A 24,366-nucleotide genomic window follows, 5' to 3' on the forward strand; every position below is an offset into this window, starting at 1 on the left:
ATAAGATGAGCGGACATTCTTTATATCATTCAAAAAAAGACTATCACGATAAGGTTATACAAAAGCTAGGCGATAAACAACTTGGCACTAACTTAAAGTCTGGGATGGATACCTTAAAGGCTAATAGAAAAAAAACCATAGCAGCAAGATACTTTGACTGGGAAGGCTTAAGAGAAGAGGGTAGTAAGATAAAGCAAAATGCTTTAAGGAATCTTGATACCTTGCTAACTACCTTTGAAGAAAAGGCTAAACAAAATGGCATGAAAGTGCACTGGGCTAGCACTCCAGATGAGGCTAATGATATCATCTACAAACTAGCTGTAGAAAAGCAAGTAACTACCATACTTAAAGGTAAGTCTATGGCTAGTGAAGAGATACAGCTTAATGCCTACTTAAAAGATAAGGGTGTAAAAGCAGTAGAAACTGACTTAGGTGAGTTAATAATCCAGCTTATAAGCGAGCCACCAGTTCATATAGTAGTACCTGCTATACATAAAAATAGAAATCAGATAGGACAGATTTTTGTTGATAAGCTAGGAAGTGAGTATGTTAGCGAGCCAGAAGAGTTAAATAAGATAGCACGCAAACACTTAAGAAAAGAGTTTGAAGGCTTTAAGATGGGAATCTCAGGAGTAAACTTTGCTGTAGCTAATGAAGGTGCTATATGGCTAGTTGAAAATGAAGGTAACGGAAGGATGAGTACTACTGCTTGTGATATCCACGTGGCAATATGCGGTATAGAAAAGATAGTAGAAAGCTTTGAAGATGCTTGTATATTAGATTCTCTCCTTGTGCCTTCAGCAACTGGAGCAGTTTTAACTTGCTACAACAACATCATCTCTTCTCCTAGAAAGGTAGATGAGCTAGATGGGCCAAGAGAAGTCCATATAGTAATGTTAGATAACAATAGATCTAATATGCTTTCTCAGCCTCACTACTGGAAGGCTTTAAGCTGCATAAGATGTGGTACTTGCTTAAATCACTGTCCAATTTATGACAAGATAGGAGGGCATGCTTACTTAAGTACTTATCCAGGACCTATAGGAGAGGTGGTAAGCCCTCAGCTTTTTGGACTTGATAACGTCTCTCCTATAGTTAATCTTTGCAGTCTTTGTAATAGGTGTAATGAAGTCTGCCCAGTTAAGATTCCACTAGCTGACTTGATACGCGACTTAAGGGCTGAAAAAGCACACGAGTATGAAGGAAAAATAGCAGGCTATAAAAATACTAAAGTTAATCGCATAGAAAAAACTATCATGGGTAAGTTTGCAGACTTTGCAAGTAGCGGGTCTAAGTGGCGCTTTGCTATGAAGATGGCAACTCTTGCACCACTTGCTAAACCTTTTGGAGGTGCTGTGCCTATACTTAATAAGTGGCTTGCAAACCACTCCTTTCCAGAGATGAGTGGGAACTTGAACTCAAAAGTCAAAAATATGAAAGGAGTTATCTATGAGTAGCAGAGAAGATATATATAGTAAAGTAAAAGATGCTTTAAAAGTTAACTACATACCAGAAGTACAAGTAAGCCATACAGACCGTATGGTCTATGATAAAGATAAGCTACTAGATACTTATATAGAGTATCAAAAGGCTAATCAAGGCACAGTTTTACTCTCCAGCAAAGAGACTTTAAAAGAAGATGTCAACAAACTTATAGCTGAGCTTGGCGTAAAAAGACTACTTATAGCTAGAAATATAGAATCTGGCTTTGGTATAGATGACTTAAATGTAGATGAAAAGATAGTCTATAACAAGACTGTAGAAACTCAAAGAAGTGATCTTTTCAACATAGACTTTAGTATACTGCATGCAAATCTAGGTGTGGCAAACTTAGGGATTTTGGGCTTTTCTACTGATGAAGACTGCCCAAGACTAGCAAGCCTTATAGTTAGTAGCTGCATAGTTTTGCTTAAAAAAGAAGACGTTGTGGCTAATCTTTTTGAAGCTATAAATAAGCTAAAAGGCACTAGGAAAGATGGGCACTTGCCTACTAATATAGTTTTTATACTAGGTCCAAGCAGGACTGCTGATATAGAGCTTATAACAGTTTTAGGAGTCCATGGTCCAAGGAATGTACATGTAGTTTTATACTAGGACTTTGGAGTTTTGAGAAGCATTTTTAAGATGCCTTTAGGGCGTCTTAAAAAGCTAGGATTTGATTAGGATTAGTAAGATTTATGAAAAAAGTCTCATTATTTTTGCTTTATAACGATTTATTACATTTTGTTACCTTGCTATGCTTAGTTTTATGTGGCGTTATATTTTATGCTTTCATATTTTTAAGTTTACTTCAAAACCTATTATTAAATAAGATTAATGTTTTAGTCTAATAGTTTTAGAAACTTAAGTATCCTTGTGATAAGAGTTATACTGTTAAGAATAGGGATTATTTTCAATAAGTGTGCTACGCAAAATGCAATTAAGGATATTACATGAGCAAAAAAGTTGTTATCTTCATAGACTGGGAGAACTTAAGAAAAGAGATCGAAAAGATACAAAAAGATAAAAAATGCACACATTTCAACAAAAACACGCTTAACTACAACAACGCCACTCACATAATGGCACTAATTTACTCCTTTATAGAAAAAGATGACGACTTGCAGAAGATATTTTTCTACACTGCCCCGCCAATTGACATGGATGATAATATGTGTGCGAGTGTAGAGATAAAGCCTAGGATTCCACAGTATGCAAAAGATTTTTTAGATAGCATAGTAAAGCAGCCCTATGTCGCTTCAAGACTTGGAATCTCAAAGTTTAGAGGCTTTGATGAAAGTGGCAAGCCTATATTTATACAAAAACAAGTTGACATGCTTTTAGGGCTTGATATAGCCCATGTAGTTTATAACAAGCTAGCAGATAGAATCTTAATCTTTTCAAAAGATATAGACTTAGTCCCAGCCCTTAAATGCGCTAGAACTCAAGGTGTCATAACCATACTTGCTAACATTAAAGAAGGCTTTGATATGAACTCAGAGCTTATGAAGCACTCAGACTTAATCCGCACAAGAAGCTGTGAAAATATAGTTGGCTATATATCAAATAAGATGCAAGAGTTGCAGAAATAGAGTTTGGTTTTAAAGATTTTGCTATTTTGCTAGTTTTGCCTTGCTAGTTGCTTGTGTACTTTTATAGTACATGGCATCTTGTTTTCATAAGTTCAATTACGTATATTTGATTAAAAAGGAAAAAACCATGACTAATATTGATTACAGCAAATACTCAAACAAAAACAGTCGAGAGCTTTTAAATTATCTATTAAAAGCACAAGAAAAACAAAAAAAGTTAAAAGCAGAAATGGAGGAAAAGATTAAGCAACAATCAATGCTTGTAAATTTTTTAAAAGCAAAAGTAAAAGAGAGTATAGACACGCCAAACTTATACACACTTGAAACATCTCCAATCATACAAAAGCATAGACAAGAAAGGGAAAAAATCCAGAGGAAGCAGAACAAATTCTAAAAGAACTACAAGAAGAGATACAAAGCTATAGCAATGAAAATTCTGATTCCTAGCAAGATTGAAAAATACCTATCAAAGCTAGAAAAAAGTAACCCAAAAATATCAAATAAAGTTATAGATTTAGTATTCTTTGATGCTATGCCACGCAAGGGCTAGAATGTGCGTTGGCTTAAAAAATAGATTCTATAAAACTATAGAATCTAAAAAATATTTGATTGCCACGTTGACGCACACACCTCTTAGTGCATGATTATCGTGGTATCTTTTTTTGCTTACCTCTTATACTCCTTTAAGTGTCATGGAAGAAAGAACATAGGGAATCTTTGTGCAGTAAGGAGACTAAAAGAAGGAGTTACATACCTAAGAGTTAGCCGCCTTTTTGAGATAAGCTCTAATTTCATTGCAACAAATGCATATTTTTACTTCTTGTAACCTCCTATTTAAAAACTTTTCTCACCTTACTTTTCTCGCCACTAAATGACCATTATGTCAACTTATATTCTTCTTATGATTTTAATGTTACAAAAATTTACACTCAAAAAAGAGTAGATTTTACAAAGTTATATCAACACCACTTGTGTTTAGTATGATTGTAAGTTTTTTTTAAAGTTAACTGAGTAGAATGTAACGATGTCACAAAATTTACAGAAGGCTAACTCAAGTTGATGTTAAATAAAGTCTGGCATCATAGTTTCTTTTACCACATTCTAAGGAGTTCACCGTGTCATATTCACAAAAAGTGCTAAAGCAGATCAAAGAAAAGTTTCCTTCCCAAACTGTTTTCCATCAAGCAGTAGAAGAAGTTTTAACTACCATCAAGCCTTTGCTAGATAAAGAATCTAAGTATGAAAAAAATGCGATTCTAGAAAGACTAGTAACTCCTGATAGGCAAATACACTTCCGTGTGTCTTGGGTTGATGACAAGGGCAAAGTGCAAGTTAACCAAGCTTATAGGATAGAGTTTAGCCAAGCTATAGGGCCTTATAAAGGCGGTCTTAGATTCCATCCTAGTGTTGATGAGGGTGTGATTAAGTTTTTAGGATTTGAGCAGATTTTTAAAAACTCACTTACTGGAGAGGCAATTGGCGGCGGAAAAGGCGGAAGTGACTTTGATCCAAAAGGTAAAAGTGATGCTGAGATTATGCGTTTTTGTCAAAGCTTTATGAGTGAGCTTTTCCGTCATATAGGGCCTAATACTGACGTGCCAGCTGGAGATATAGGAGTTGGTGGTCGTGAGATAGGCTATCTTTTTGGTCAGTATAAAAGACTAGCTAATGAACACACAGGTGTGCTAACTGGTAAGGGACTTAACTGGGGTGGAAGTTTGGTTAGAACAGAAGCTACAGGCTATGGTTGTGTATACTTTGCAGAAGAGATGCTAAAAGCAAGAAATGAAAACCTAAAAGGTAAAACTTGCTCAGTTTCAGGTAGTGGAAACGTTGCTATCTACACTATAGAAAAGCTTCATCAACTAGGTGCCCTGCCAGTTACTGCAAGCGATTCAAGTGGTATGATTTATGATCCTAAAGGCATAGATGTTTTACTTTTAAAAGAGATAAAAGAAGTAAAAAGAGCACGCATAGAAGAGTATGTAAAACATAAAAAAGAAGCTACTTTTACTCCAGTAAGCAAGTATCCAAAAGGGAGAAATGCAGTGTGGGATGTGCCAGTTTTTGCAGCCTTCCCTTCAGCTACTCAAAATGAGTTAAATGGCGAAGATGCTAAAGCTTTACTTAAAAATGGCTGTAAGTGCGTAAGTGAAGGTGCTAATATGCCTTCATCCTTAGAAGCTATAAATGAGTTCTTAAAAGCAAAAATCGCCTTTGGTCCAGCAAAAGCAGCAAACGCTGGTGGTGTGGCAGTAAGTGCTTTGGAGATGAGTCAAAACTCACGTATGCAAAGAGATAGTTTTGAAATAGTTGATAATCAGCTTAAAAATATCATGAAGCATATTTTTACCATCTCAGATGCCGCAGCTAAAGACTTTGGTGATCCTACTAACTTGGTTATGGGAGCAAATATCGCTGGTTTTAGAAAAGTAGCTGATACTATGATAGACCTTGGAATCTACTAGGATTCTAAAAAGACTTTAAGTCTTTATGGGCGCCACTTTGGTGGTGCCTTCTTCATATAGTTCTTCTTTTATATAGCCCTTTCATTGATAGATATGTATTTCACATTTTATAAGTCAGCATATTTTTATTAAGAAAACTGCTTTTACTTGCCTATTTGCGTGGTAATGGTGGAAGCATCTAAAACATGGCAATCAAATATAATTTATAATCACATTTTTAGCTTTAACTATTTAATTACTTCACTTTGCATGAACGCTTCTAGTTAATGACATAAACCCTCATCTAAGACATTAGTAAATATTTTATTTACTAATGTCTTAGTAAGAGTAAATTAATATTTTTCTAATATGTTAAGCCATCAACAAAAAATCATATAAGTTAAGAAAGTATTTATCAAATATCAAGTTATCTTTTTATATCCAGAGCTAGACATTATAATAATCACTATTAATATAAATTATTAATAAAAATTATAACTATTCTTAAAGGGACTGAATGAAAAAATACGCAACCTTAGCCCTAACCTTAGGACTACTCTTCGCGCAAGATGATATTCAAAAGACAGATGACAAAGAACAAAATACTAACCACACTAGACTAGATAAAGTCGTCGCCACAGCTAGCGGTTTTGAACAAAACATCAGCCAAGCTCCAGCGTCCATATCCGTAGTCACTCCAGAAGACTTAAGTGCTACTCCAGTTAGAGATATAGCAGAGGCCCTCCAAGATGTCCCTGGCGTATCTATAGATAGTGGAGTTGGAAAAACAGGCGGTTGGGGGATAACTATAAGAGGTATGCCCCAAGCTTACACTCTCTTTTTGCAAGATGGAAAAAGGCTTAATGTAACTACAGGCACACTTCCTAATGGCTTTTCAGAAACCTTAACTTCTTTCATGCCTCCACTTAATGCAATAGAACGTATAGAAGTTATAAGAGGGCCTATGAGTACGCTTTATGGCAGTGATGCCATAGGTGGGGTTGTAAATATCATCACTAAAAAAAGCTTTGATAAGTGGGGTGGGAGTATAACAATGGATGGCTTAGTGAATGAAGATAAGGCCTTTGGTAATACAGCCTCACTTGGAATCTATACAGCAGGACCACTTGATAAGGCTAAGTACTGGGGGTTAACCTTGCGTGCTAGAGAGTTTTATAGAACCAAGGTTAATGTCAATGACTTTAAGAGGATTCCAAACCTAACTTTTAATAGCACTGGCATAAATGCTGCTGCAAGAAATAACGTAGTAGGCCTTTCAGAATCTAATATCTACAATATAGGCTCTAGACTTATCTATACTCCAAGTGCGCAAAATAGCTCTTATATAGACCTAGACTGGGGTAGCCAGTGGTATGATAACTCTTTAAGTCAGTTAGGTACTATAGGTGCAGGATATGGCCCTTCACTAACTTTTGATAGGCTTAATGCCATAGCAGCCCACGATGGTAAGTATGAAGTAGGCGGGCTTTTAAGAAGGATCTCTACTGATACTAGCTTACAGCTAAACTATGCTTCTAACTTTGGGCGGCAACTAACAGCAGATGTTTTTACTAATAGACCTGCTGAAAGGCATCTAACTGGTCAGTCACGTGACATCTATGGAATCGATGTTATAGCTGATCAAAACACTAAGTTTGATTATGAGACAGTAAAGCTTACAGTGGGTGGTCGCTACTGGTTTAACTCTATGAATGATAGGGTGATACCTAATACTTCTTTTATCTACCAACATAACGCAGCCATCTTTGCAGAAGCCCAAATAGAGATAATTGATAATCTCCTTTTAACCTTAGGCAATAGGATAAACTATAACTCAGCCTTTGGTTTTAATAACTCTCCACGTGTTTATCTAGTCTATAACCCACTAGAGTGGCTAACTGTAAAAGGTGGGGTTGCCCAAGGCTATAAAACTCCTAACGTTAACCAACTAGTACCGGGTGTTATAAATCTAACTGGTCAAGGACAAGTGCTAGTTTATGGGAATCCTACCTTAAGACCTGAGACTTCAACTAACTATGAGTTAGCTGTAGCGACTGATAATGACTGGTTTGAAGCAAGTTTGACAGGATTTTATGTTGATTTTAGGGATAGGATAGGGAATGTTAATGTATCTCCACAAGCTGCTTTACCCGGTGGAGGTGGAATTTGTACTCCTATAAGAACTATGACTAATGGTAATGCAGTAAATAGTAATGTCAATAGATGTCAGACTCAAGAAAACCAGTCAAGTGCTTTAAGCTATGGCGCAGAGGTCTTTTTTGGTCTTAAGCCAGTAGATGTAGGAGTTGGTGCTATTAAATTTAACGCAAGTTATACTTTTAATAAGACTGAAGCTGTGCCTGCTCAAAGTGCAAGGAATCAGTTTAGGGTTCCTTTTACAGATGTACCACTTCACACTTTAAACTCAGCTATAACTTATATATTAGATGAGTTTAATATCTTTTTACGTGGTGAGTTTAGAGGAGATACCTTTAGACAAGAGATAACCTCAGCCGAGCAACAACAAAAATTTATAAATGCAGGTGTTAGTCAGTACTACAAAGACTACTTTTTACTTCATATAGGGGCTAACTATACTTATAAGATAACAAAAGACCAAAGTATAAAGCTAAGTCTAGGTATTAATAACCTCTTAAATCAAGACTTCTTTGACTACACAGTAAGAGACCCTCTAGCAAGCAATGGAAGCACTGCCCAACCGTTAAATGCTTACAATTATATCCGTGAAGGTCGACGCTATTATGGTTCAGTGACTTATAACTTCTAGTTTTATAAGCTAGCTACTTTATAAAAGTAGCTAGTTAACTAAACTCACTAATTACCAAAGTAGTAAGTGTAATTAAGTGTTATATCACTACTTCCAAAGTTGGCATTAGTGTTTCTAAAATAGTGTTGATACTCTAAAGATATGCTTTGATTCTTACCTATAAAGGCGATAAGTCCAAGCTTAATAGTTGGCATGATGCTAGGGGTTTTATCAGGGTTTGTCTCATTTGCTTGCACAGCAGTTTTTGCCCTTTTGCTATCTTGTGTTGCAGCTAGGGCGACTAGGGCATCTTTTTGTTTTTTAGCCTGTGTGTTTGCCTCAGCTATAGCGCTTTGTGCATTAGCTATGACTTCTTTAGACTGGGCGATAAGCTTTTGTGTGGCTGCATCATCTTTTGCTATGGTAGCACTTTGAAGTTGTGCTACTACATTTTGTGCTGAGTTTATGATATCTTGATAGCGTTTTATGATGTCTTGTTGACTCGTAAGCTGGTTTTTAAGTATGTCTATGGTGTTTCTATAGACGTTTATGGTCTGACCTTGTGCAGTTCTTGTAGAGACTAAGCCTCCATACTTTTGAGATGCTACCTCATACTCTGGATCCAGTTTAGCAAGGGCTGCCCTTGCGTCTCTTATCTCTTTGGCTCTCTCTCTTATGTTAGCTAACCCTACACCAAGTGTGAATAAATTATCACTCCACTTTCCGTTTCTAAATTCTCCAGTATCTGGGTCTATAAAGTCAGTTAGAGGCTGGGCTGTGCCTCTATTAGTCCTTATAAAGTTACCTGCGTCATTTGCCTTGGCAAGCTGTTCGCTTACTTGTGCCCTCAAGCTATTAGCTACTGCTCTTGCAGCTTCAGTTTGATTAAAAGTGCCTATATATTCTTTTTGTTTTTGGGTAAGTTCGTCATTTTGCTGGTTTATGATATTTTGCAAGTTATTTATATTAGAACTCATCATCTGGCTAACACTACTTAGATTAGAGATAGTCCCTCTAAGCTGGTTTATCTGTGCGTTTGCTGCAGAAAGCCTTGCATTAGCCTCAGATAAAGCGGCACTATTTGCATTACTTGCAGCTGGGCTTATGATAGTAGTTGGAGTTGAAAAACTTGGGCTTGTAAAGCTTGGAGTTATGCTAGAAGTTCCAAAGCTGTTTGTAGAGCTACCTCCATTTAGTCCATTACCCATAAGGTAGGGTAGTAAAGCTAAAAGGGCTGCGTTTTGATTAACCCTAGTGCTGGCAACTGGCGTGCCTTGTGCGGGAGTGTTAATCTCACCACTACCTGAGTTTATAGCATCATTATTCCTTATAGCAAGACCTACTCCTGCTATGTAGCCTAGTTTGATGTGGCCATTTCCTATTTTAAAAGCTTGGATAAAGTCAAGGTTAAAAGAGTACTGAGGGTAGAAAGATGAAGAGACCTTATTAACCCCAACGCCAAGTGTTGCTTGAAGTCCAAGTGTGCTATTAGCCGTGGTAGTAAAGATCCCAGTTCCTAGTGTTAGCTTTGTGTTTAAGCCAGCCCCTGAAAATCTTATAGCTTGCTCATCTCCATCTTTTACATTGTGTGCACTTATACTAGTTCCTAGACCACCACCTAGTAAGAACTTTATGCCATTTATATCATTGTTTGTTTGCTTGTCTGTAGCGTTTCCATCTTCTGCTAAGGCTATAGTACTTAGGCTTAATATAAGTGAGGCTGAAAGTAAGATTTTAGTGACTTTAGACATATTTCATCCTTTGTATGTTTGGTTGTATGTTTAATTTTAAAAAAGGAAGCTATGTCGCTTTTTGCTTGTAACTAATAGTGCTTAGTTGGCAAAAGATAAAGCGATATAAGTTCAAAGAGGCATTATGTCTAAAGGTGTTTTTAATAGAACTTTTTAGGTCTTAGATTCTAAAAAAACACTAGATGTTTTAGGTTAAGTAAAGTTAAGGTTTATCAAGTTTAAAGCCACTAGTAAAAATATAAAAGCTTTATCTTACTTATCTAGTCTTAAAAAATGCAGTAAAAATAAGATAGTAAAAATACTTAGAATCTTAAGCTTTTTGAGTAAAAAAGATACGCTTTAAGTCTTGATATTAGATTTTATAGTTAAGGTTTAGCTTACTTATAGCCATGTTTTTGGAATCTATAGCTTATAAAGGAGTTTATTACAAAGCTTTTGTGTAGTATAGAAGCATTTATAAAGCTTTAAAAAGAATATATGGAATCTAATATATTTTAGATTCCATATACTTAAAATACTTAACCTAAAAAGGCTTTACTCCATAATATTACTTATACCTATAGCGCGACTTAGCAAGGTCTTTTTGCTGCTTTCTCCATCAAAAGATGCACCAACTGTCATAGTAGTTATATGAACTCCACCTAACATGATGACTTCTTTATTGGTATCTGAAGAGCCAGTAACTGACCAAGCATCGTGGGCTACAAGTGCGCGCTGCTTGCCATCTATAGTAGTAGTGCCAATGTATATCATGATATGACCCTTAAGCCAGATGATAGATCTAAAAGGCACTCCATTAGCTATGATATAGCTTTCTTTTTGTTCATTAGTCATCTTGCTTAGGTCTTGTAAGTTGCCAGTGTAGTTTGCTTGCGAGGCTGAGTTACGCGGTAAGAAGATGCCAAAGTTTGCAAAGCTATCGCGCGTAAAAGCAGAGCAGTCTCTATTACCAAAGATTCCACCCCAGCCGTACTTTTCACCCATCATAGTATTTATTAAATTAGCCATCATGTCATCACTAAAAGGGATGGGGAAGTCTTTAAAGCTAGTTTTAGGGTAGGCTATCTCAACCTTTTTAGCATAGCCATCAAGCCCTTTTTTAAAAAGTATAAGCTTATCGCTAGTCTTATCGTAAGGGAAAAGCTGGCCGATTTTTGCATCTATGAAAAAAAGTCTTTTTGGGTCGTTTAGTGGGGTGTTATCTTCATTAGTAACTTTGTAGTTTTTTAGTTTAAGCAAAAAGTCTTGTAATTTAGGGTCTACTAAGGCTACATCATTACTTAACACCCAGCCATCTACATAAGCACTGTGTACGTGGGCAAACTTGCCATCAGTGCTAAACTGAGTTATAACGACTGGAGTGCCTTCAAACATGGAGCTGTTTTGCCACCTATCAAAAGGGAAGTTGTGTCTGTTTTTATAGCGTGGCTTTAAGGTAGGGACTGCCCTAACGTTAGTATTGTTTACTATGATTGCATTTTGTGGGTTTTTATAAAAGCTATCTACGTTCATATTAGCTATTAGCTTTTTAAAGTCACTTATAGTATTTGGCATGAGGTTTTCACCAAAGCCTAAGAGAGAATCTCTTTTAGCTATAAGCTTTTTTATATCTTCATCTCTTTTTAGCTTTTCGCTTAAGCTAAGATGGCTTGAATCTTCAGCTATTAAAGCATTTGCATCATCATCTGCTTTGATGGCGTTTTGTAAGCTTGGGATTATCCAAAAAGTCTCTGCCTTAGTAGCTGTTGGCTTAGTAGTCCAAACTGAGTAGTAGATACCTAAGTACTTATCTTTTAAGTCTTTAAAAACTTCTTGTGTTTGTTCTAACTTAGCGTAAGTTGTGGCATCTTGAGAGATGTTAAAAAGCTTATTATCTACAACTTGTGGGTAGTGTATATCTGTCTTGATAGACTTAGTAGGGAGTGAGCAAGCAATGATTAATAATGCAAAAGCAGCAGCAAGTACGTACTTTATATATTTCATTTTAATCCTTAAAGATGTTTTCTAAAGTGTCTATGTGAAAGCTAGCTTTGTACTTTACAAGAGGTCTTTTAATGGCACTTGGTTTTTCACATAAAAATCTTAAAATCTCTTCTTCCCCACTAGGTTTAACATCTAAGGACTTATAAGTAGTGCCTTTTTTGTTTAAAAGTATATCTATGCTTATATCTTTTAGCACTTCTTTTAAAAACTCTAAGCTTGGAGGGGTTTTTTTATAGTCTATAAAAGTGTAGGGGATGCTTTTAGAATCTAAAAAGCTAAAGGCTTTTTTCATGGTGTTGCAGTTTTTTATACCATATATCTTTACTTCATCTTGCATCTTTGCCCCTTTGTGTATTTAGCTTTTAAGTGTCTTTGCTAAGTTTATAAACTCTTCTCCTCTTTTGGCATAAGAAGGGTACTGATCTAGGCTAGCACAAGCTGGGCTTAGTAAGACTAAGTCATCTTTGTTAAGACTAGATTCTATAAGGCACATGGCTTCTTTTAAAGTCTCTTTGTAAATAGAATCTATAGCACTATCTTTTAAAGTTTTAGATATAGCTAAGCCATCTCTTCCTATGGTGTAAATCTTTATCTTAGGGTTTTTAAGTAGAGGTATGATTAAGCTTATATCAGCACCTTTTAAGTCACCTCCGAGGATTAAAAAAAGTGTGCTTTTTAGGGTGGATAGGTAGTGTGTTAGGGCGGCGTGTGTTGCGTGTGGATTAGTAGCTTTAGAGTCATCTATAAAAGTAACTCCATTAAAACTATACTCTTCCATCCTATGCCCACCTATCTTAAAGTCATCTATATCTTTTATTATAGGAAGCTTTGCAAGCTTATAGCTACTTAGTGCAAGGGTGGCATCAAGAGAGAAAGGGAAGGCAAAGTTTATGGAATCTTTTATATCAAAGTGGCTTTTAAGATCGCTTTCATCTTCATATAAAAAGATTCTATCTTTGTGGCATTTTAAAAAGGCTTTAACTATCTTTGTATCTTCAAGACTACTTGGGATGATGCACTTAAAGTCTGACTTTTTTTCTTGAGCTAGAAATATACTAAGTGGCTTTAACTTATCATCTATATAGTTAGAAAAGCTTTCATGCCAGCTTATATGATCTTGTTCTACTGGTAGTAAAAGGTAGATATCAGGCAGGGCAGTTTTGGTGTAGTGGAGGGTAAAAGAGCTAGTTTCTATGGCTAGGATTTTTTTGTGTTTAGTGAGTGCCTCACTTAAAGGAAGTCCTATATTGCCACAGGCTAGGGAATCTTCATTTAAAAAAGCACACATCTGCGTAGTAGTAGTCTTGCCATTAGTCCCACTTATCCATATACTAAAAGGAAGTTTATAGTTAGAGTAAAGATACTCATAGTCACTAATAACTGGATGTTTAAGCTTAAAAGGTGGGATGCCCGGGCTTACTATGTTTATATCATCTTTATTTAGCACTAGAGCGTTAAAGTCTTTTAAAGTGGAAGCACTTATAGAATCATCATAGACTTTATAAGCTAGATGTTTAGATTCTAAAAGCTTAGCAAGGGCTTTATTAGTTAGTCCATATCCTATTAGATTTATCATCATCTTATCTTTAATGATAAAAGTGCCACTAGGTTGCTAAGTATAGCCACTATCCAAAATCTAACTATGATCTTGTTTTCCGCCCAGCCCTTCACTTCAAAGTGGTGGTGCAAAGGTGCCATGAGAAAGATTCTCTTTTTCCTTAGCTTGAAGCTTCCAACTTGCAAGATGACAGAAAGTGTTTCGATGACAAAGACAAAGCCTATGATTATAAGTAGTATCTCACTATTAGCAATAATTGCACAGTATGCTACAAAGCCACCTATAGCAAGGCTTCCACTATCTCCCATAAAAACTTGTGCAGGGTGGCAGTTATACCAAAGGAAGCCAAAAAGAGAGCCTATTAAAGCTAGACTTATGACCATAACTTCTCCAGCTCCATAAACCCTAGGCCAGAAAAGATACCTTGACCACTCATAGTTCCCTGCTACATAGACAAAAACACTAAGGCTTGCTAGAGCACAAATACTTGGCACTGTTGCTAGACCATCTAAGCCATCAGTGATATTTACAGCATTAGTAGTAGCTAAAAAGACCAGCATCCAAAATATGATGGCGATGTAGGGATAGTTAGTCACATCAATGACAGGGTGTTTTAAAAATGGCAGATACAAGCTAGTGTTAAGCCCAGAGTAGTACATACCAAGACTTAAGATTAAAGCTATAACTGCAAGGAGTGAAAACTTGACTTTAGCACTCATGCCAGCATTACTCTTAGCGGCTATCTTAACGTAGTCATCACGCGCGCCAACTAGACAAAAAAGCAGTAAGCAAAGCATGCCAAGAAGTGCGTAGGTGTTATCAAGCTTTATAGTAAGTATGCAAGCTATAAGTGTTGAAAGCACAAAGACTAACCCTCCCATAGTAGGAGTGTTTTTCTTTTGAGCGTGTGCTTTTATGAAAGTAGATATAGGCTGGTTTGCTTTTTTGCTAGCAGCCCAAGCGATAAACTTTGGCAGCAAGAAAGCAGAGAGCAAAAAGCCTATGATAAAGCTTGTGCCAGCACGGACAGTGATATATTGAAATATATTAATATCTAGATATTCATAAAGATAATAAAGCATTGGCTACCTTACAAGGTGAGTATGTAAACTTGGAGTATAGCCAATTTTGAAATTCTAAGAATCATAAAAGGCCAAAAAACATGCTTTGAGTAATGTAAAAGTGGATTCCATAAAACTTATAAAGTAAAAGTTAGAAAGGTAAATTGATAATTAAATGTAAAGAAAGTGGTGTCCTAAGCAGGACTTGAACCTGCGGCCTTATGATTAGGAATCATACGCTCTATCCGGCTGAGCTATTAAGACAAAAACTATGGTGCCGAAGGTCGGACTCGAACCGACACAAGGTTGCCCTTACTAGATTTTGAGTCTAGCGCGTCTACCAGTTTCACCACTCCGGCTAAATATATAAAAAAGCAAATGGTGCACTGAGCGAGACTTGAACTCGCACGAACGAAGTTCACCACCCCCTCAAGATGGCGTGTCTACCATTCCACCACCAGTGCCACCTAAAAAAGCATCTTTAAAAACTTAAAATATGCCAAAGAACCTAAGATTTTAAAATAAAATCAAGAGTTGAATTTTAGCATATTTTCTGTGAAGATTTAGACTTTTGTAAGCGAGGCTTTTAGAATCTAAATCCAAACTTTACTTATCAAATAGCTTTACTAACTCACTACTTGTGATAACTTTTGCCCCATAAACCATCTTTAAGTACTCTAGACCTTCTTCATAGTCTTTTTTAGTAAAGGCGTTAGTAGCATCACTAGGAACTACTATCTTATAGCCTAGACAAAAGCCATCTGCACAAGTGTGCCTTACGCAGATATTAGTATGAAGGCCAGTTATGATAAGCGTGTCTACTTTTAGCTCTCTTAAAAGTATGTCAAGGTCTGTGCCAAAAAAGCCACTATATCTTCTTTTAGGGACTACATAGTCTTTTTCACATACTCCAAGCTCAGGGATGACTTTAGCCCCATCAGTGCCAGCTATACCGTGATCACCCCATAGGGCTAGTTCATGATCTATGCCTTTTATATGGGCGTCATTTGAAAATATAACAGGGATGTTATGCTTTCTTGCAGAATCTAAAAGGCTAACTGTACTAGCTATAATGTCTTTGGCACCCTCGCACTTTAAAGCACCAGTTACAAAGTCATTAAGCATGTCTACAACTATGATTGCAACTTTTTTGTTATCAATATTTTCTAGTTTATCTTTCACTTTTATATCCTTTTGCTTGGGTTAGTTTAAGGGAGTATTTTAGACTAAAAAGACTATAAGTCATAATATGAATGATAAAACTTATTACTTGCTAAGGAAAGAATAGGGTGTTTGGTAAAGAAGTAAGCAAGATGAGAAAGCTTCTAACTTTATGTATTAGGCTATCTCATCTTAGTGTTTTAGTTTTTAAGATTTATATTTAGATTCTATAAAAACGGGTTTGCATATAAAGCGATGATGGCAAAAACAAGTGTATAGATAACTTGCGCTTCAATAAGAGCTATGGCGATAAACATAGTCGCTTGAAGTTTTGAACCAAGTGCTGGGTTTCTAGCTGTACCAGTTATAGCTGCAGCTGCTGCGTGTCCCATACCTATACCACCACCAAGAGCGGCTATACCTAAGCCTACAACTGCTCCAACTACAGAAAAGGCTTGTATAAACTCTTTTCCACCTATCTCACCTGCAAATGCAAAGCCGGTTATGGCAAGCACAGTAAATAATAACTTCATTAAGTCTCCTTATATATCAAAGTCGTTCGGATCAATACCCCTACTTAAACTCTGTAAGGTGGATTATGTACTAAGTTTGATTAAGAAAAGTTTAAAGTTAAAAGACTTTAGGCTTGTAGGCTTAGCTTTTAAGGGTGGAATCTAATATTTTATATTTTGCTTTGTATTTAAAAGGGAGTGTTATTGCATTAGATAACTCCTTTTTACCTAGTGCTTTAAAAATAAAACTTTTTGCATGGCAATACTCAAATTTAAGCTTACTTTAATCAAAAAAAAAAAAACGGCTTACAATATCTCGCATTTTCAAATAATGAAAGCTAGCAAAGTTAACCTTTGTTAAATCAGATAGCTACATGTCATTGCCATAGCTTATAACAACAAGACATTAAAAGCATATACCACGCCTTAACTCAAAAAATTAAAAAAAATACAAAACGCCAACGAGGAGAATTAAAAATGAAAAAAAGTGTAGTAAGTATAATAGCCCTAATGGCAATACTAGGAATAGGTAGTCTAGCAAATGCTAATGAAGCACAAAGCGGGAATCTAATATGCAAACAAAGTAATGATGGGTCAGGTGAGCTTATCTGCCATAAAGCGATAATCATCCAAAGTCCAAACACTCAAGTACAAAACACTCAAACTCAAAATGCCGATGAGATAAGAACTATAAAGAGAGTAGAGTATAGCGATGATACTGGCACTAGCAGAGCTAAAAAAGAAGGTAATAGCGGGTTTTTGCTAGGCATTGATCTAGGGATTACTAGACCACTTGGCTATGGTGCAGGCTTGCGTATAGGAGGTCAGAAAGCTTTCACTCATAATATGGGCTTAAGATTCTACCTTAGTGATAATTTTGCTGTATCAAGTGGTTTTTTCGATAATGGCTTGGCTGCTAATATAGACTACTACTATAACTTTGTTAAAGGCTTTGGATTCTATATAGGATCTGGCATAGGCTATGAAACTGTTGTAGGTGGTTTTGGTAGCAGTAGGGTTGATTTTGGTGATAGTGGTGGTGGAAGTTTTATGTATAGTAGCAGTAGCTATGCTTCTGGTGCTGGTAGTCCTAATGGTATATCTAATGAGCAAACAGTAAGAGCCTTAACAACGATGGGTCGCTTAGACCAACAGAGGAATAGAATAGAACAAGACCAAACATTATCAGATGAGGAAAAGTCTACTAAAATTGAAGCTCTAGAGAATAAAAGTAGCAACATAGCTGCTGACTTAGCTGCTGGAGATTCTGCATCATTAGAAAGAGATATAGCTAATGCTGCAACAAGAGTTTCTGCAAGTGTTGTACAGCCACAAACTACAGAAAGTTCTGGTATATATTCTGTTAGTAGTTTTTACGTCCCTATAAACTTAGGACTTCAGTATGACTTTGGACATAGCATACTTAATCTAGGTATAAAAGTGCCTTTATATGTTGGAGGGGGAAGTATAGCCTCTGGAGGTCTTACAGTCATAGGGGGCTATACCTATGTATGGTAGAAGTGTGTGGTAAGAAGAAAGATTGCAATGTTGATTAATATGTCAGCACTTTATAGTGATATAAATACATCTTTTTAGTATATGAAACTCACTTGCATTATTGAAAGATAAGTAAGCACTAGCTTGCGTGGTAATCAATCACAAGGGGGATATAAAATCGCCATCTTAATAAAGGCATCTTTTTGTGATGATAATGTTTAGATTACCACGCAAACTTTTAATCTTTTAGCGTTAATCTCTTAGTGCATGATATTTTAAGCCCTACCTTTTATAACCTTGCCATCTTCTAGCACTACCCAAGGAAGCCCTTGCTTATCAAGCTCACTCATAAAAGGATCAGGGTTATTTTGCTCCATATTAAACACACCCTTACCACTCCAAACTTTTGTAGCTATAAGCTTTGCGCCAATGACAGCTGGTACACCTGTAGTGTAGCTTACACCTTGTGCATTTACTTCTTTATAACACTCTTCATGATCACAGACATTATAGATATAAATAGTTCTTTGTTTACCATCTTTTTTGCCTTTAAAGTAGCAGCCAATATTAGTTTTACCTTTGGTTCTAGAAGCTAGACTTGCAGGGTCTGGAAGCAAGGTTTTTAAAAACTGCATAGGGATGATTTTTACACCATTATGCTTTACTTCATCAATGCGCAACATTCCTACATTTTCAAGGCACTTCATATGAGTTAGATAGCTTTGTGAAAAAGTCATAAAAAATCTTATGCGTTTTAGCCCTTTTATGTGTTTTACTAGACTTTCTAGCTCTTCGTGATAAAGAAGATAGGAATCTTTTTTACCAACTTCTGGATAGTCCCAAACTTGCATTATCTCCATAGGCTTAGTTTCTATCCACTTGCCTTCTTCCCAGTAGCGGCCATTTGCACTAACTTCTCGTAAATTTATCTCAGGGTTAAAGTTAGTGGCAAAAGCATAGCCATGATCACCTGCATTGCAGTCTAGAATGTCTATAGATTCTATAGAATCAAAGTAGTGTTTTTGAGCATAGGCACAAAAGACATTAGTAACTCCTGGATCAAAGCCACTTCCTAAAAGCCCATAAATCCCAGCTTCTTTAAACTTAGCATCTAGTGCCCACTGCTCTTTGTACTCAAACTTAGCAGTGTCTGGATGCTCATAGTTTGCAGTATCAAGGTAGTTAGTCTTAGTTTTTATGCAAGCTTCCATAATGCTTAAGTCTTGATAAGGAAGGGCTACGTTTATAACCACTACTGGCTTATACTTTTCTATCAAAGCTACTAGGGCGCTTACATCATCAGCATCAACTGCTTCTATGCTTATCTTACCTAGCCCTTTAGATTCTATACTTTTGGCTATGGCACGAGGTTTATCAAGCGTGCGACTTGCTAGGATGATATTAGAAAATACATCTTTGTTCATAGCTAGTTTATGGGCTACTACACCTCCAACGCCTCCAGCGCCTATTTGTAATACTGTCAATTTAGTTCCTTTATTAGAAGTTTATTATTTATATAAGATGGCATTATAAGTGCTAAATGTTACCAAACTACTGCATTTTTATGGAATCTTGCTCTGTAGCTTCTTGCTTGCTAGCATCTTCTTTTAAATCTTTTTTAGATTCTGTCTTAATATCTTCTTTTGTGTCTGTTCTTATCTCTTCTTTGTTGTCTGCTTTTTCATCTTGCTTGATGGCTTTTAAAAATATGTCATAGACCTCATCAAGCTTAGCTTGCTCAAATCTATACTTACCATGCTCTTTGCATAAGTCTTTTATGTTGATATTACCGTGTTCATCACTTACTGCATTAACTATTTGCTCATAGAGTTTTAGTTTACAAAGTATATAAGCAAACATCTCTTTATCGATATCTGGAAGCTTGGTAGTAGTAGTTTTTTCTTCTTTTTCTTTGGAATCTTCAGTCTTATGCTTATTAATAATCCTAGCTGGGATTCCAACTGCCACACAGTCATCTGGCACATCTTTTACTACGACTGAGTTAGAGCCTATTTTTACATTTTTCCCTATAGTGATATTACCTAGTACTTTAGCACCACTACCTATAACTGCACCTTCTAAGATAGTAGGGTGCCTTTTAGTCTTTTCTAGGCTTACTCCTCCTAAAGTTACTCCCTGATAGATAGTGACATCATCACCAATGATAGCAGTCTCACCAACTACTAAGCCTATACCATGGTCTATAAAAACCTTTCTTCCAACAACTGCTGCAGGGTGCAAGTCTATGTTATAGGCAAACTGACAAAAGCCCATGATGATGCGTCCTAAGACTTTCCAGTTTTTGAGATAAAGTCTATGTGCTATCCTGTGAAAGACTATAGTCATAACGCCGGGGTAGTTGAAAAAAAGCTCGACCTTGCTTTTAAAAGCTGGGTCTTTTAGTCTTGGTATGCTGAAGTCTTCTTTCATAAGTGAAAATATATTTCTGTTTAATGGATCTATTTGTGTTGTCATCAATATATCCTTATTTAAATTTATAATTTTTAGCTTGCTAAATTAGAGGCAATTGCTACATTATAGCGTGGCTTTAAAATTAAGCTTTATTTATACTCTCTACAGTGTTTTTTTGTTAGAATAGCCCAAGTTTTAGATTCCACCACACGCTATTTTGAGCTTGGTTTAACCTTGTGACAAATTAAAGCATTTTATATAAGCCTAGGAGCGATTTTTGATAAGCAGTATAGACAAAACTACCTCTTTGCACCTGCATAATGAAGCACAGTTTTTATGTTTCACCTTGGAAGAAGATAATAAGGATAGTAACCAGCTTTATGCGATGAATGTTTTTAAAATAAGAGAGATAATCTACTATGATGGTGACTTAGCAGAAACTGCCGGGGAGAATGATGGCATAGTGCTAGGCTTTCTAACAGTAAGAGGAGAAAGCATACCCTTGCTAGATATGAGAAGGTGGCTTTACTATAATCCAAAAGAGCCTAATAAAGACTTAAAACCTTACTCAGTAGACAACTCTAAAAAAAGCCTAGTTGTGATATGTAACTTTTCTGAGCATACAGTTGGGCTAAAGATTCACAGTGTAAAACGCATCATACAAAAGAGTTGGAGTGAGATATCAGTTGGCAGTGAGTTAGGCTTTGGCGGGAGTGATGATAAGATAACTGCTACTACTAAGTTTGATGATGGTAGTGTAGTCCAGATCTTAGATGTAGAAAAGATGCTACTTGATGCCTTCCCTCATATAGATGATTCTAGAGACTTGGAGTTAAGCTCGCTTAAGTTTATAGATAGTGATAAGATTATCTTGCTAGCTGAAGATTCTAAGCCTGCACAAAAGTCTTTGCAAACCATCATGGAGCATCTTGGCTTAAAGTACTTTACTTTTGCTAATGGTAAAGCCTTACTTGAGTACCTTAACAGTCCGGGGGCTTTAGCACAAGTTGGCGCGGTTATCACAGACTTAGAGATGCCAGTGATATCTGGCTTTGAAGTCTTAAGAAGCATTAGAAATAATCCAAAAACTAAAGACTTGCCAGTTATCATAAACTCATCTATGAGTAATGATTCTAATATGGAAAAGGCTAGGGAGTTAAGGGCTAGTGCTTTTATAACGAAGTCTAATCCTAGAGAAGTAGAAGATGCATTAAAAAATGCATTACATATAGAAGTAAAAACACATTAATTTAAGGTAGGGATATGCTTAGAACAACTTATAACGCAGATTTAAGTTTAAAAGATATAGGAAAAGAAGTAAGGCTTTGTGGTTGGTGTAACACTTATAGGGATCATGGAGGGCTTATCTTTATAGACCTTCGTGATGTTAGTGGACTAGTACAACTAGTCTGTGATCCAAGCTCTAAGGCACACGCTATAGCTTCAAGCGTAAGAGACGAGTACGTTTTACTAGCACAGGGAAAAGTGCGCGCGCGTGGCGAAGGACTAAGTAACCCTAAGCTAAAAACTGGAGATATAGAAGTAGTGCTAGATTCCCTAACTATAGAAAATAAGTCTTTAACCCCTCCTATAAGCATAGGGGATTTTAGTGTTAATGAAGAGCTTCGCTTGAAGTATCGCTATCTTGACCTCCGTGCCCCTAAAAATATAGAAACTTTTAAGCTTAGATCTAAAGTTAACAACCTTACTCGTAACTTCCTAGCAGAAAACAACTTTATAGAAGTAGACACACCTATACTTACTAAGGCCACGCCTGAAGGAGCTAGGGACTATTTAGTGCCTTCGCGTGTGCATGCTGGAGAGTTTTACGCACTACCTCAAAGCCCTCAAATCTTTAAACAGCTTTTAATGATTGGCGGGTTTGATAGATACTTTCAGATAGCTAAGTGTTTTAGAGATGAAGACTTGCGCGCTGATAGACAGCCAGAGTTTACACAAATTGACATAGAGATGAGTTTTTGCAAGGAAGAAGACATCATAGAGTTAGCTTCAAATCTTATAAAAACCATCTTTGAAGGCTGCGGTAAAAAGGTCAATCTTCCAATCCCACGCATGCTTTATAAAGATGCTATGAATTTATATGGAAGTGATAAACCTGATATGAGATTTGGCTTACCTTTAGCTGAGGTAAGTGAATACTTTTTAGATTCTGAAAATGATATATTTAAAAATATAGCCTTACTTGCCAAAGATGAAAACAACCTTAAAGGTGGTGGTAACACTATAAAAGCCTTAGTTGTGCCGGGTGCTGATAGCATCTTTACTCGTAAAACTTATGGCGAGCTTGAATCTTTTGTGCGTGACTTTGGAGCAAAAGGGCTAGCTTACATACAGCATAAAGAAGATGGCTTAAAAGGGCCACTAGTTAAGTTTTTAAGTAAAAGCAGTTTAGATTCTATGATTAAAGCTTTAAATTTAAAAGTTGGCGATGTGGTCTTTTTTGGAGCTGGAGTTAAAAACACTGTGCTTGATTACATGGGGCGTTTAAGGCTAAAACTAGGAAGCGACTTAGGGCTTATAGATGAAGATGAGCTTAGCTTTTTGTGGGTAGTAGACTTTCCTATGTTTGAAGAAGATGAAGAAGGACTTAAAAGCTTACACCACCCTTTTACCATGCCAAAAGACATTAATGCTAATCCTTTGAAAATGGACTCAGTAGCCTATGATATCGTGTTAAATGGTATAGAGTTAGGTGGTGGAAGTATAAGAATCCACAAAGAAGACATCCAAGCAAAAGTCTTTGACCTCTTAGGTATAAGTAAAGAAGTGGCACAAGAGAAGTTTGGCTTTTTACTAGAAGCGTTACGTTTTGGAGCACCACCCCATGGTGGTATAGCTTTAGGGCTTGATAGATTAGTCATGTTACTTAGCAAGTCTAGTAGTATAAGAGATGTTATAGCCTTCCCTAAAACGCAAAAAGCTACTTGTCTCTTAACTGATGCACCAAGTCATATAGATTCTAAGCAGCTGCGTGAGCTTCATATAAAAACTAATACAAAGGATGCAAAGTGAAGAAGTTGTTTTTAATCATAGGAGCCCCAGGTAGTGGTAAAACTACAGATGCTGAAAAGATAGCTGCTAACCGTGCTGATATAGCAGTACACTACTCAACTGGCGAGCTTTTAAGAAGTGAGAGTGCAAGCGGAAGTGAAAGAGGCAAACTTATAGAATCTTTTACTTCAAAAGGTCAGCTTGTGCCTCTTCATATAGTTGTACAAACTATAGTTCACGCTATAACTAACGCACCAAAAGATGTCATACTAATAGATGGCTATCCAAGAAGTGTAGAGCAAATGAATGAGCTTGATAGCGTTTTAAGCATGAAAGATGATGTAAAACTTACAAGCGTCATAGAAGTAGAAGTAAGTGAAGCTGTAGCAAAAGATAGAGTTTTAGGACGTGCTAGGGGGGATGATGATAATGCTGAAGTGTTTAAAAACCGCATGCAAGTTTATCTTGAACCACTACCTGAGATAGAAAAGTTCTATACTCATAAGAAGATATTACATAAGATAAATGGCGAAAGAAGCATAGATGAGATAGTCTCTGAGATGCAAAAATATATAGAATCTAAAATATAATCAAATAAAGAAAGGCTAATAATGAATATAGAAAATATAAGTTATGGAAAAGATATAAATCACATAAACGCAGTTATAGAGATACCTTATGGGTCTAATATAAAGTATGAGCTAGATAAAGAAACTGGGGCTATAGTAGTAGATAGAGTTATGTTTTCAGCTATGTTTTATCCAGCAAACTATGGCTTTATACCCCAAACACTAGCTGATGATGGCGACCCGCTTGATATCTTAGTGTTAAATGAGTATCCACTAATCCCCGGAAGCGTTATAGCATGCAGGGTTATAGGCATGCTTATAATGGAAGATGAAAAAGGTATGGATGAAAAGCTACTAGCTGTGCCAGTTAGTAAAGTAGATGCTAGATATGAAAATATTAAATCTATGAGTGACTTGCCTAAGATAACACTAGATAGAATCAAAAACTTTTTTGAAACTTATAAAATGCTAGAGCCTAATAAATGGGTAAAAGTTAAAGACTTTGTTGATGCAAAGCAAGCTGATATAGTTTTACAAAAGTCATTGAAGGCATATAAGTAAGGTT

Annotated in this window: 20 protein-coding genes and 3 tRNA genes; 11 read left to right on the forward strand and 12 right to left on the reverse strand. The window is 36.4% G+C overall.

Going from position 1 to position 24,366, the window contains the following annotated elements; translation table 11 throughout:
- Window positions 1-5 precede the first annotated feature (5 nt).
- The 6 genes from BKH40_RS00125 (at window position 6) to BKH40_RS00150 (ending at window position 8,306) form a co-directional block, all read left to right on the forward strand.
- Window positions 6-1,457: a LutB/LldF family L-lactate oxidation iron-sulfur protein gene (locus BKH40_RS00125; RefSeq protein ID WP_095275750.1), complete on the forward strand. Its 1,452-nt coding sequence runs from the start codon at window positions 6-8 to the stop codon at window positions 1,455-1,457.
- The gene (locus BKH40_RS00130; RefSeq protein WP_095275752.1) at window positions 1,450-2,094 is read left to right on the forward strand and encodes a lactate utilization protein C; all 645 of its coding nucleotides are present in this window, start codon (window positions 1,450-1,452) and stop codon (window positions 2,092-2,094) included. Before BKH40_RS00125 ends, BKH40_RS00130 begins: the two co-directional genes overlap by 8 nt.
- Before the next feature lie 338 nt (window positions 2,095-2,432).
- Window positions 2,433-3,071: an NYN domain-containing protein gene (locus BKH40_RS00135; RefSeq protein WP_095275754.1), complete on the forward strand. Its 639-nt coding sequence runs from the start codon at window positions 2,433-2,435 to the stop codon at window positions 3,069-3,071.
- A 127-nt stretch (window positions 3,072-3,198) separates the two neighbouring features.
- Window positions 3,199-3,465 carry a hypothetical protein gene (locus BKH40_RS00140; protein WP_095275755.1) on the forward strand — a complete coding sequence of 89 codons (267 nt, stop codon included), beginning with the start codon at window positions 3,199-3,201 and terminating at the stop codon, window positions 3,463-3,465.
- A 721-nt stretch (window positions 3,466-4,186) separates the two neighbouring features.
- On the forward strand, window positions 4,187-5,539 hold the full coding sequence (gdhA, locus tag BKH40_RS00145; protein ID WP_095275757.1) for an NADP-specific glutamate dehydrogenase: 1,353 nt from the start codon (window positions 4,187-4,189) through the stop codon (window positions 5,537-5,539).
- 496 nt (window positions 5,540-6,035) lie between these two features.
- Complete coding sequence (locus BKH40_RS00150) at window positions 6,036-8,306, forward strand: TonB-dependent receptor (protein WP_095275759.1); 2,271 nt, start codon at window positions 6,036-6,038, stop codon at window positions 8,304-8,306.
- A 47-nt stretch (window positions 8,307-8,353) separates the two neighbouring features.
- Here BKH40_RS00150 and BKH40_RS00155 read toward each other — a convergent pair whose 3' ends face one another.
- From BKH40_RS00155 to BKH40_RS00200, 10 genes are all read right to left on the reverse strand, one after another.
- Complete coding sequence (locus BKH40_RS00155) at window positions 8,354-10,036, reverse strand: hypothetical protein (RefSeq protein ID WP_095275760.1); 1,683 nt, start codon at window positions 10,034-10,036, stop codon at window positions 8,354-8,356.
- A 534-nt stretch (window positions 10,037-10,570) separates the two neighbouring features.
- The gene (locus BKH40_RS00160; RefSeq protein WP_095275762.1) at window positions 10,571-12,019 is read right to left on the reverse strand and encodes an SH3 domain-containing protein; all 1,449 of its coding nucleotides are present in this window, start codon (window positions 12,017-12,019) and stop codon (window positions 10,571-10,573) included.
- A 1-nt stretch (window position 12,020) separates the two neighbouring features.
- Complete coding sequence (locus tag BKH40_RS00165) at window positions 12,021-12,356, reverse strand: Spx/MgsR family RNA polymerase-binding regulatory protein (RefSeq protein ID WP_095275764.1); 336 nt, start codon at window positions 12,354-12,356, stop codon at window positions 12,021-12,023.
- Between the two features lie 18 nt (window positions 12,357-12,374).
- Window positions 12,375-13,595 carry a UDP-N-acetylmuramoyl-L-alanine--D-glutamate ligase gene (murD, locus tag BKH40_RS00170; RefSeq protein WP_180675033.1) on the reverse strand — a complete coding sequence of 407 codons (1,221 nt, stop codon included), beginning with the start codon at window positions 13,593-13,595 and terminating at the stop codon, window positions 12,375-12,377.
- The gene (gene mraY, locus BKH40_RS00175) at window positions 13,595-14,659 is read right to left on the reverse strand and encodes a phospho-N-acetylmuramoyl-pentapeptide-transferase (RefSeq protein ID WP_095275768.1); all 1,065 of its coding nucleotides are present in this window, start codon (window positions 14,657-14,659) and stop codon (window positions 13,595-13,597) included. Before mraY ends, murD begins: the two co-directional genes overlap by 1 nt.
- Window positions 14,660-14,825: 166 nt before the next feature.
- Window positions 14,826-14,902 (reverse strand) — tRNA-Arg (locus BKH40_RS00180).
- An 8-nt stretch (window positions 14,903-14,910) separates the two neighbouring features.
- A tRNA-Leu gene (locus tag BKH40_RS00185) sits at window positions 14,911-14,997 on the reverse strand.
- 20 nt (window positions 14,998-15,017) lie between these two features.
- Window positions 15,018-15,102 (reverse strand) — tRNA-Leu (locus BKH40_RS00190).
- Between the two features lie 142 nt (window positions 15,103-15,244).
- Window positions 15,245-15,820 (reverse strand): isochorismatase family cysteine hydrolase, encoded by a 576-nt coding sequence (locus BKH40_RS00195; protein WP_219350142.1) that lies wholly within the window; start codon window positions 15,818-15,820, stop codon window positions 15,245-15,247.
- Window positions 15,821-16,026: 206 nt separating this feature from the next.
- Window positions 16,027-16,332, reverse strand: coding sequence for a F0F1 ATP synthase subunit C (locus BKH40_RS00200; RefSeq protein WP_095229211.1), 306 nt, complete (start codon window positions 16,330-16,332; stop codon window positions 16,027-16,029).
- Window positions 16,333-16,788: 456 nt separating this feature from the next.
- On the opposite strand from BKH40_RS00200, the gene BKH40_RS00205 reads away from it, so the two are divergent.
- Window positions 16,789-17,829: a hypothetical protein gene (locus BKH40_RS00205; protein ID WP_095275770.1), complete on the forward strand. Its 1,041-nt coding sequence runs from the start codon at window positions 16,789-16,791 to the stop codon at window positions 17,827-17,829.
- A gap of 254 nt (window positions 17,830-18,083) precedes the next feature.
- Here the strand turns inward: BKH40_RS00205 and BKH40_RS00210 are convergent, their stop codons facing one another.
- Window positions 18,084-19,292, reverse strand: coding sequence for a saccharopine dehydrogenase family protein (locus BKH40_RS00210; protein ID WP_257842456.1), 1,209 nt, complete (start codon window positions 19,290-19,292; stop codon window positions 18,084-18,086).
- A 67-nt stretch (window positions 19,293-19,359) separates the two neighbouring features.
- Window positions 19,360-20,283: a serine O-acetyltransferase gene (cysE, locus tag BKH40_RS00215; RefSeq protein WP_095275771.1), complete on the reverse strand. Its 924-nt coding sequence runs from the start codon at window positions 20,281-20,283 to the stop codon at window positions 19,360-19,362.
- Window positions 20,284-20,497: 214 nt separating this feature from the next.
- Here cysE and BKH40_RS00220 point away from each other — a divergent pair, with 214 nt between their 5' ends.
- Genes BKH40_RS00220 through ppa form a run of 4 tightly spaced genes read left to right on the forward strand, consistent with a single transcriptional unit; the run spans window position 20,498 to window position 24,362 of the window.
- Window positions 20,498-21,469, forward strand: a complete 972-nt coding sequence (locus tag BKH40_RS00220) for a chemotaxis protein (protein ID WP_095275773.1) — start codon at window positions 20,498-20,500, stop codon at window positions 21,467-21,469.
- A 14-nt stretch (window positions 21,470-21,483) separates the two neighbouring features.
- Window positions 21,484-23,253, forward strand: a complete 1,770-nt coding sequence (aspS, locus tag BKH40_RS00225; RefSeq protein WP_095275775.1) for an aspartate--tRNA ligase — start codon at window positions 21,484-21,486, stop codon at window positions 23,251-23,253.
- Entirely contained in the window at window positions 23,250-23,822 is a 573-nt protein-coding gene (locus BKH40_RS00230) for an adenylate kinase (RefSeq protein ID WP_095275776.1), read from the forward strand. Before aspS ends, BKH40_RS00230 begins: the two co-directional genes overlap by 4 nt.
- Window positions 23,823-23,843: 21 nt before the next feature.
- Window positions 23,844-24,362, forward strand: coding sequence for an inorganic diphosphatase (gene ppa / locus BKH40_RS00235; RefSeq protein ID WP_095275778.1), 519 nt, complete (start codon window positions 23,844-23,846; stop codon window positions 24,360-24,362).
- Window positions 24,363-24,366 lie beyond the last annotated feature (4 nt).

The sequence above is a fragment of the Helicobacter sp. 11S02629-2 genome, assembly GCF_002272875.1.
Taxonomy (GTDB): domain Bacteria; phylum Campylobacterota; class Campylobacteria; order Campylobacterales; family Helicobacteraceae; genus Helicobacter_I.

Coding starts and splice junctions, on each gene's coding strand:
- ppa (WP_095275778.1), top strand. CDS start 23,844: ATGAATATAGAAAATATAAGTTATGGAAAAGATATAAATCACATAAAC.
- BKH40_RS00160 (WP_095275762.1), bottom strand. CDS start 12,019: ATGAAATATATAAAGTACGTACTTGCTGCTGCTTTTGCATTATTAATC.
- BKH40_RS00150 (WP_095275759.1), top strand. CDS start 6,036: ATGAAAAAATACGCAACCTTAGCCCTAACCTTAGGACTACTCTTCGCG.
- aspS (WP_095275775.1), top strand. CDS start 21,484: ATGCTTAGAACAACTTATAACGCAGATTTAAGTTTAAAAGATATAGGA.
- BKH40_RS00155 (WP_095275760.1), bottom strand. CDS start 10,036: ATGTCTAAAGTCACTAAAATCTTACTTTCAGCCTCACTTATATTAAGC.
- BKH40_RS00205 (WP_095275770.1), top strand. CDS start 16,789: ATGAAAAAAAGTGTAGTAAGTATAATAGCCCTAATGGCAATACTAGGA.
- cysE (WP_095275771.1), bottom strand. CDS start 20,283: ATGACAACACAAATAGATCCATTAAACAGAAATATATTTTCACTTATG.
- mraY (WP_095275768.1), bottom strand. CDS start 14,659: ATGCTTTATTATCTTTATGAATATCTAGATATTAATATATTTCAATAT.
- BKH40_RS00130 (WP_095275752.1), top strand. CDS start 1,450: ATGAGTAGCAGAGAAGATATATATAGTAAAGTAAAAGATGCTTTAAAA.
- BKH40_RS00140 (WP_095275755.1), top strand. CDS start 3,199: ATGACTAATATTGATTACAGCAAATACTCAAACAAAAACAGTCGAGAG.
- murD (WP_180675033.1), bottom strand. CDS start 13,595: ATGATAAATCTAATAGGATATGGACTAACTAATAAAGCCCTTGCTAAG.
- BKH40_RS00165 (WP_095275764.1), bottom strand. CDS start 12,356: ATGCAAGATGAAGTAAAGATATATGGTATAAAAAACTGCAACACCATG.
- BKH40_RS00125 (WP_095275750.1), top strand. CDS start 6: ATGAGCGGACATTCTTTATATCATTCAAAAAAAGACTATCACGATAAG.
- BKH40_RS00200 (WP_095229211.1), bottom strand. CDS start 16,332: ATGAAGTTATTATTTACTGTGCTTGCCATAACCGGCTTTGCATTTGCA.
- BKH40_RS00135 (WP_095275754.1), top strand. CDS start 2,433: ATGAGCAAAAAAGTTGTTATCTTCATAGACTGGGAGAACTTAAGAAAA.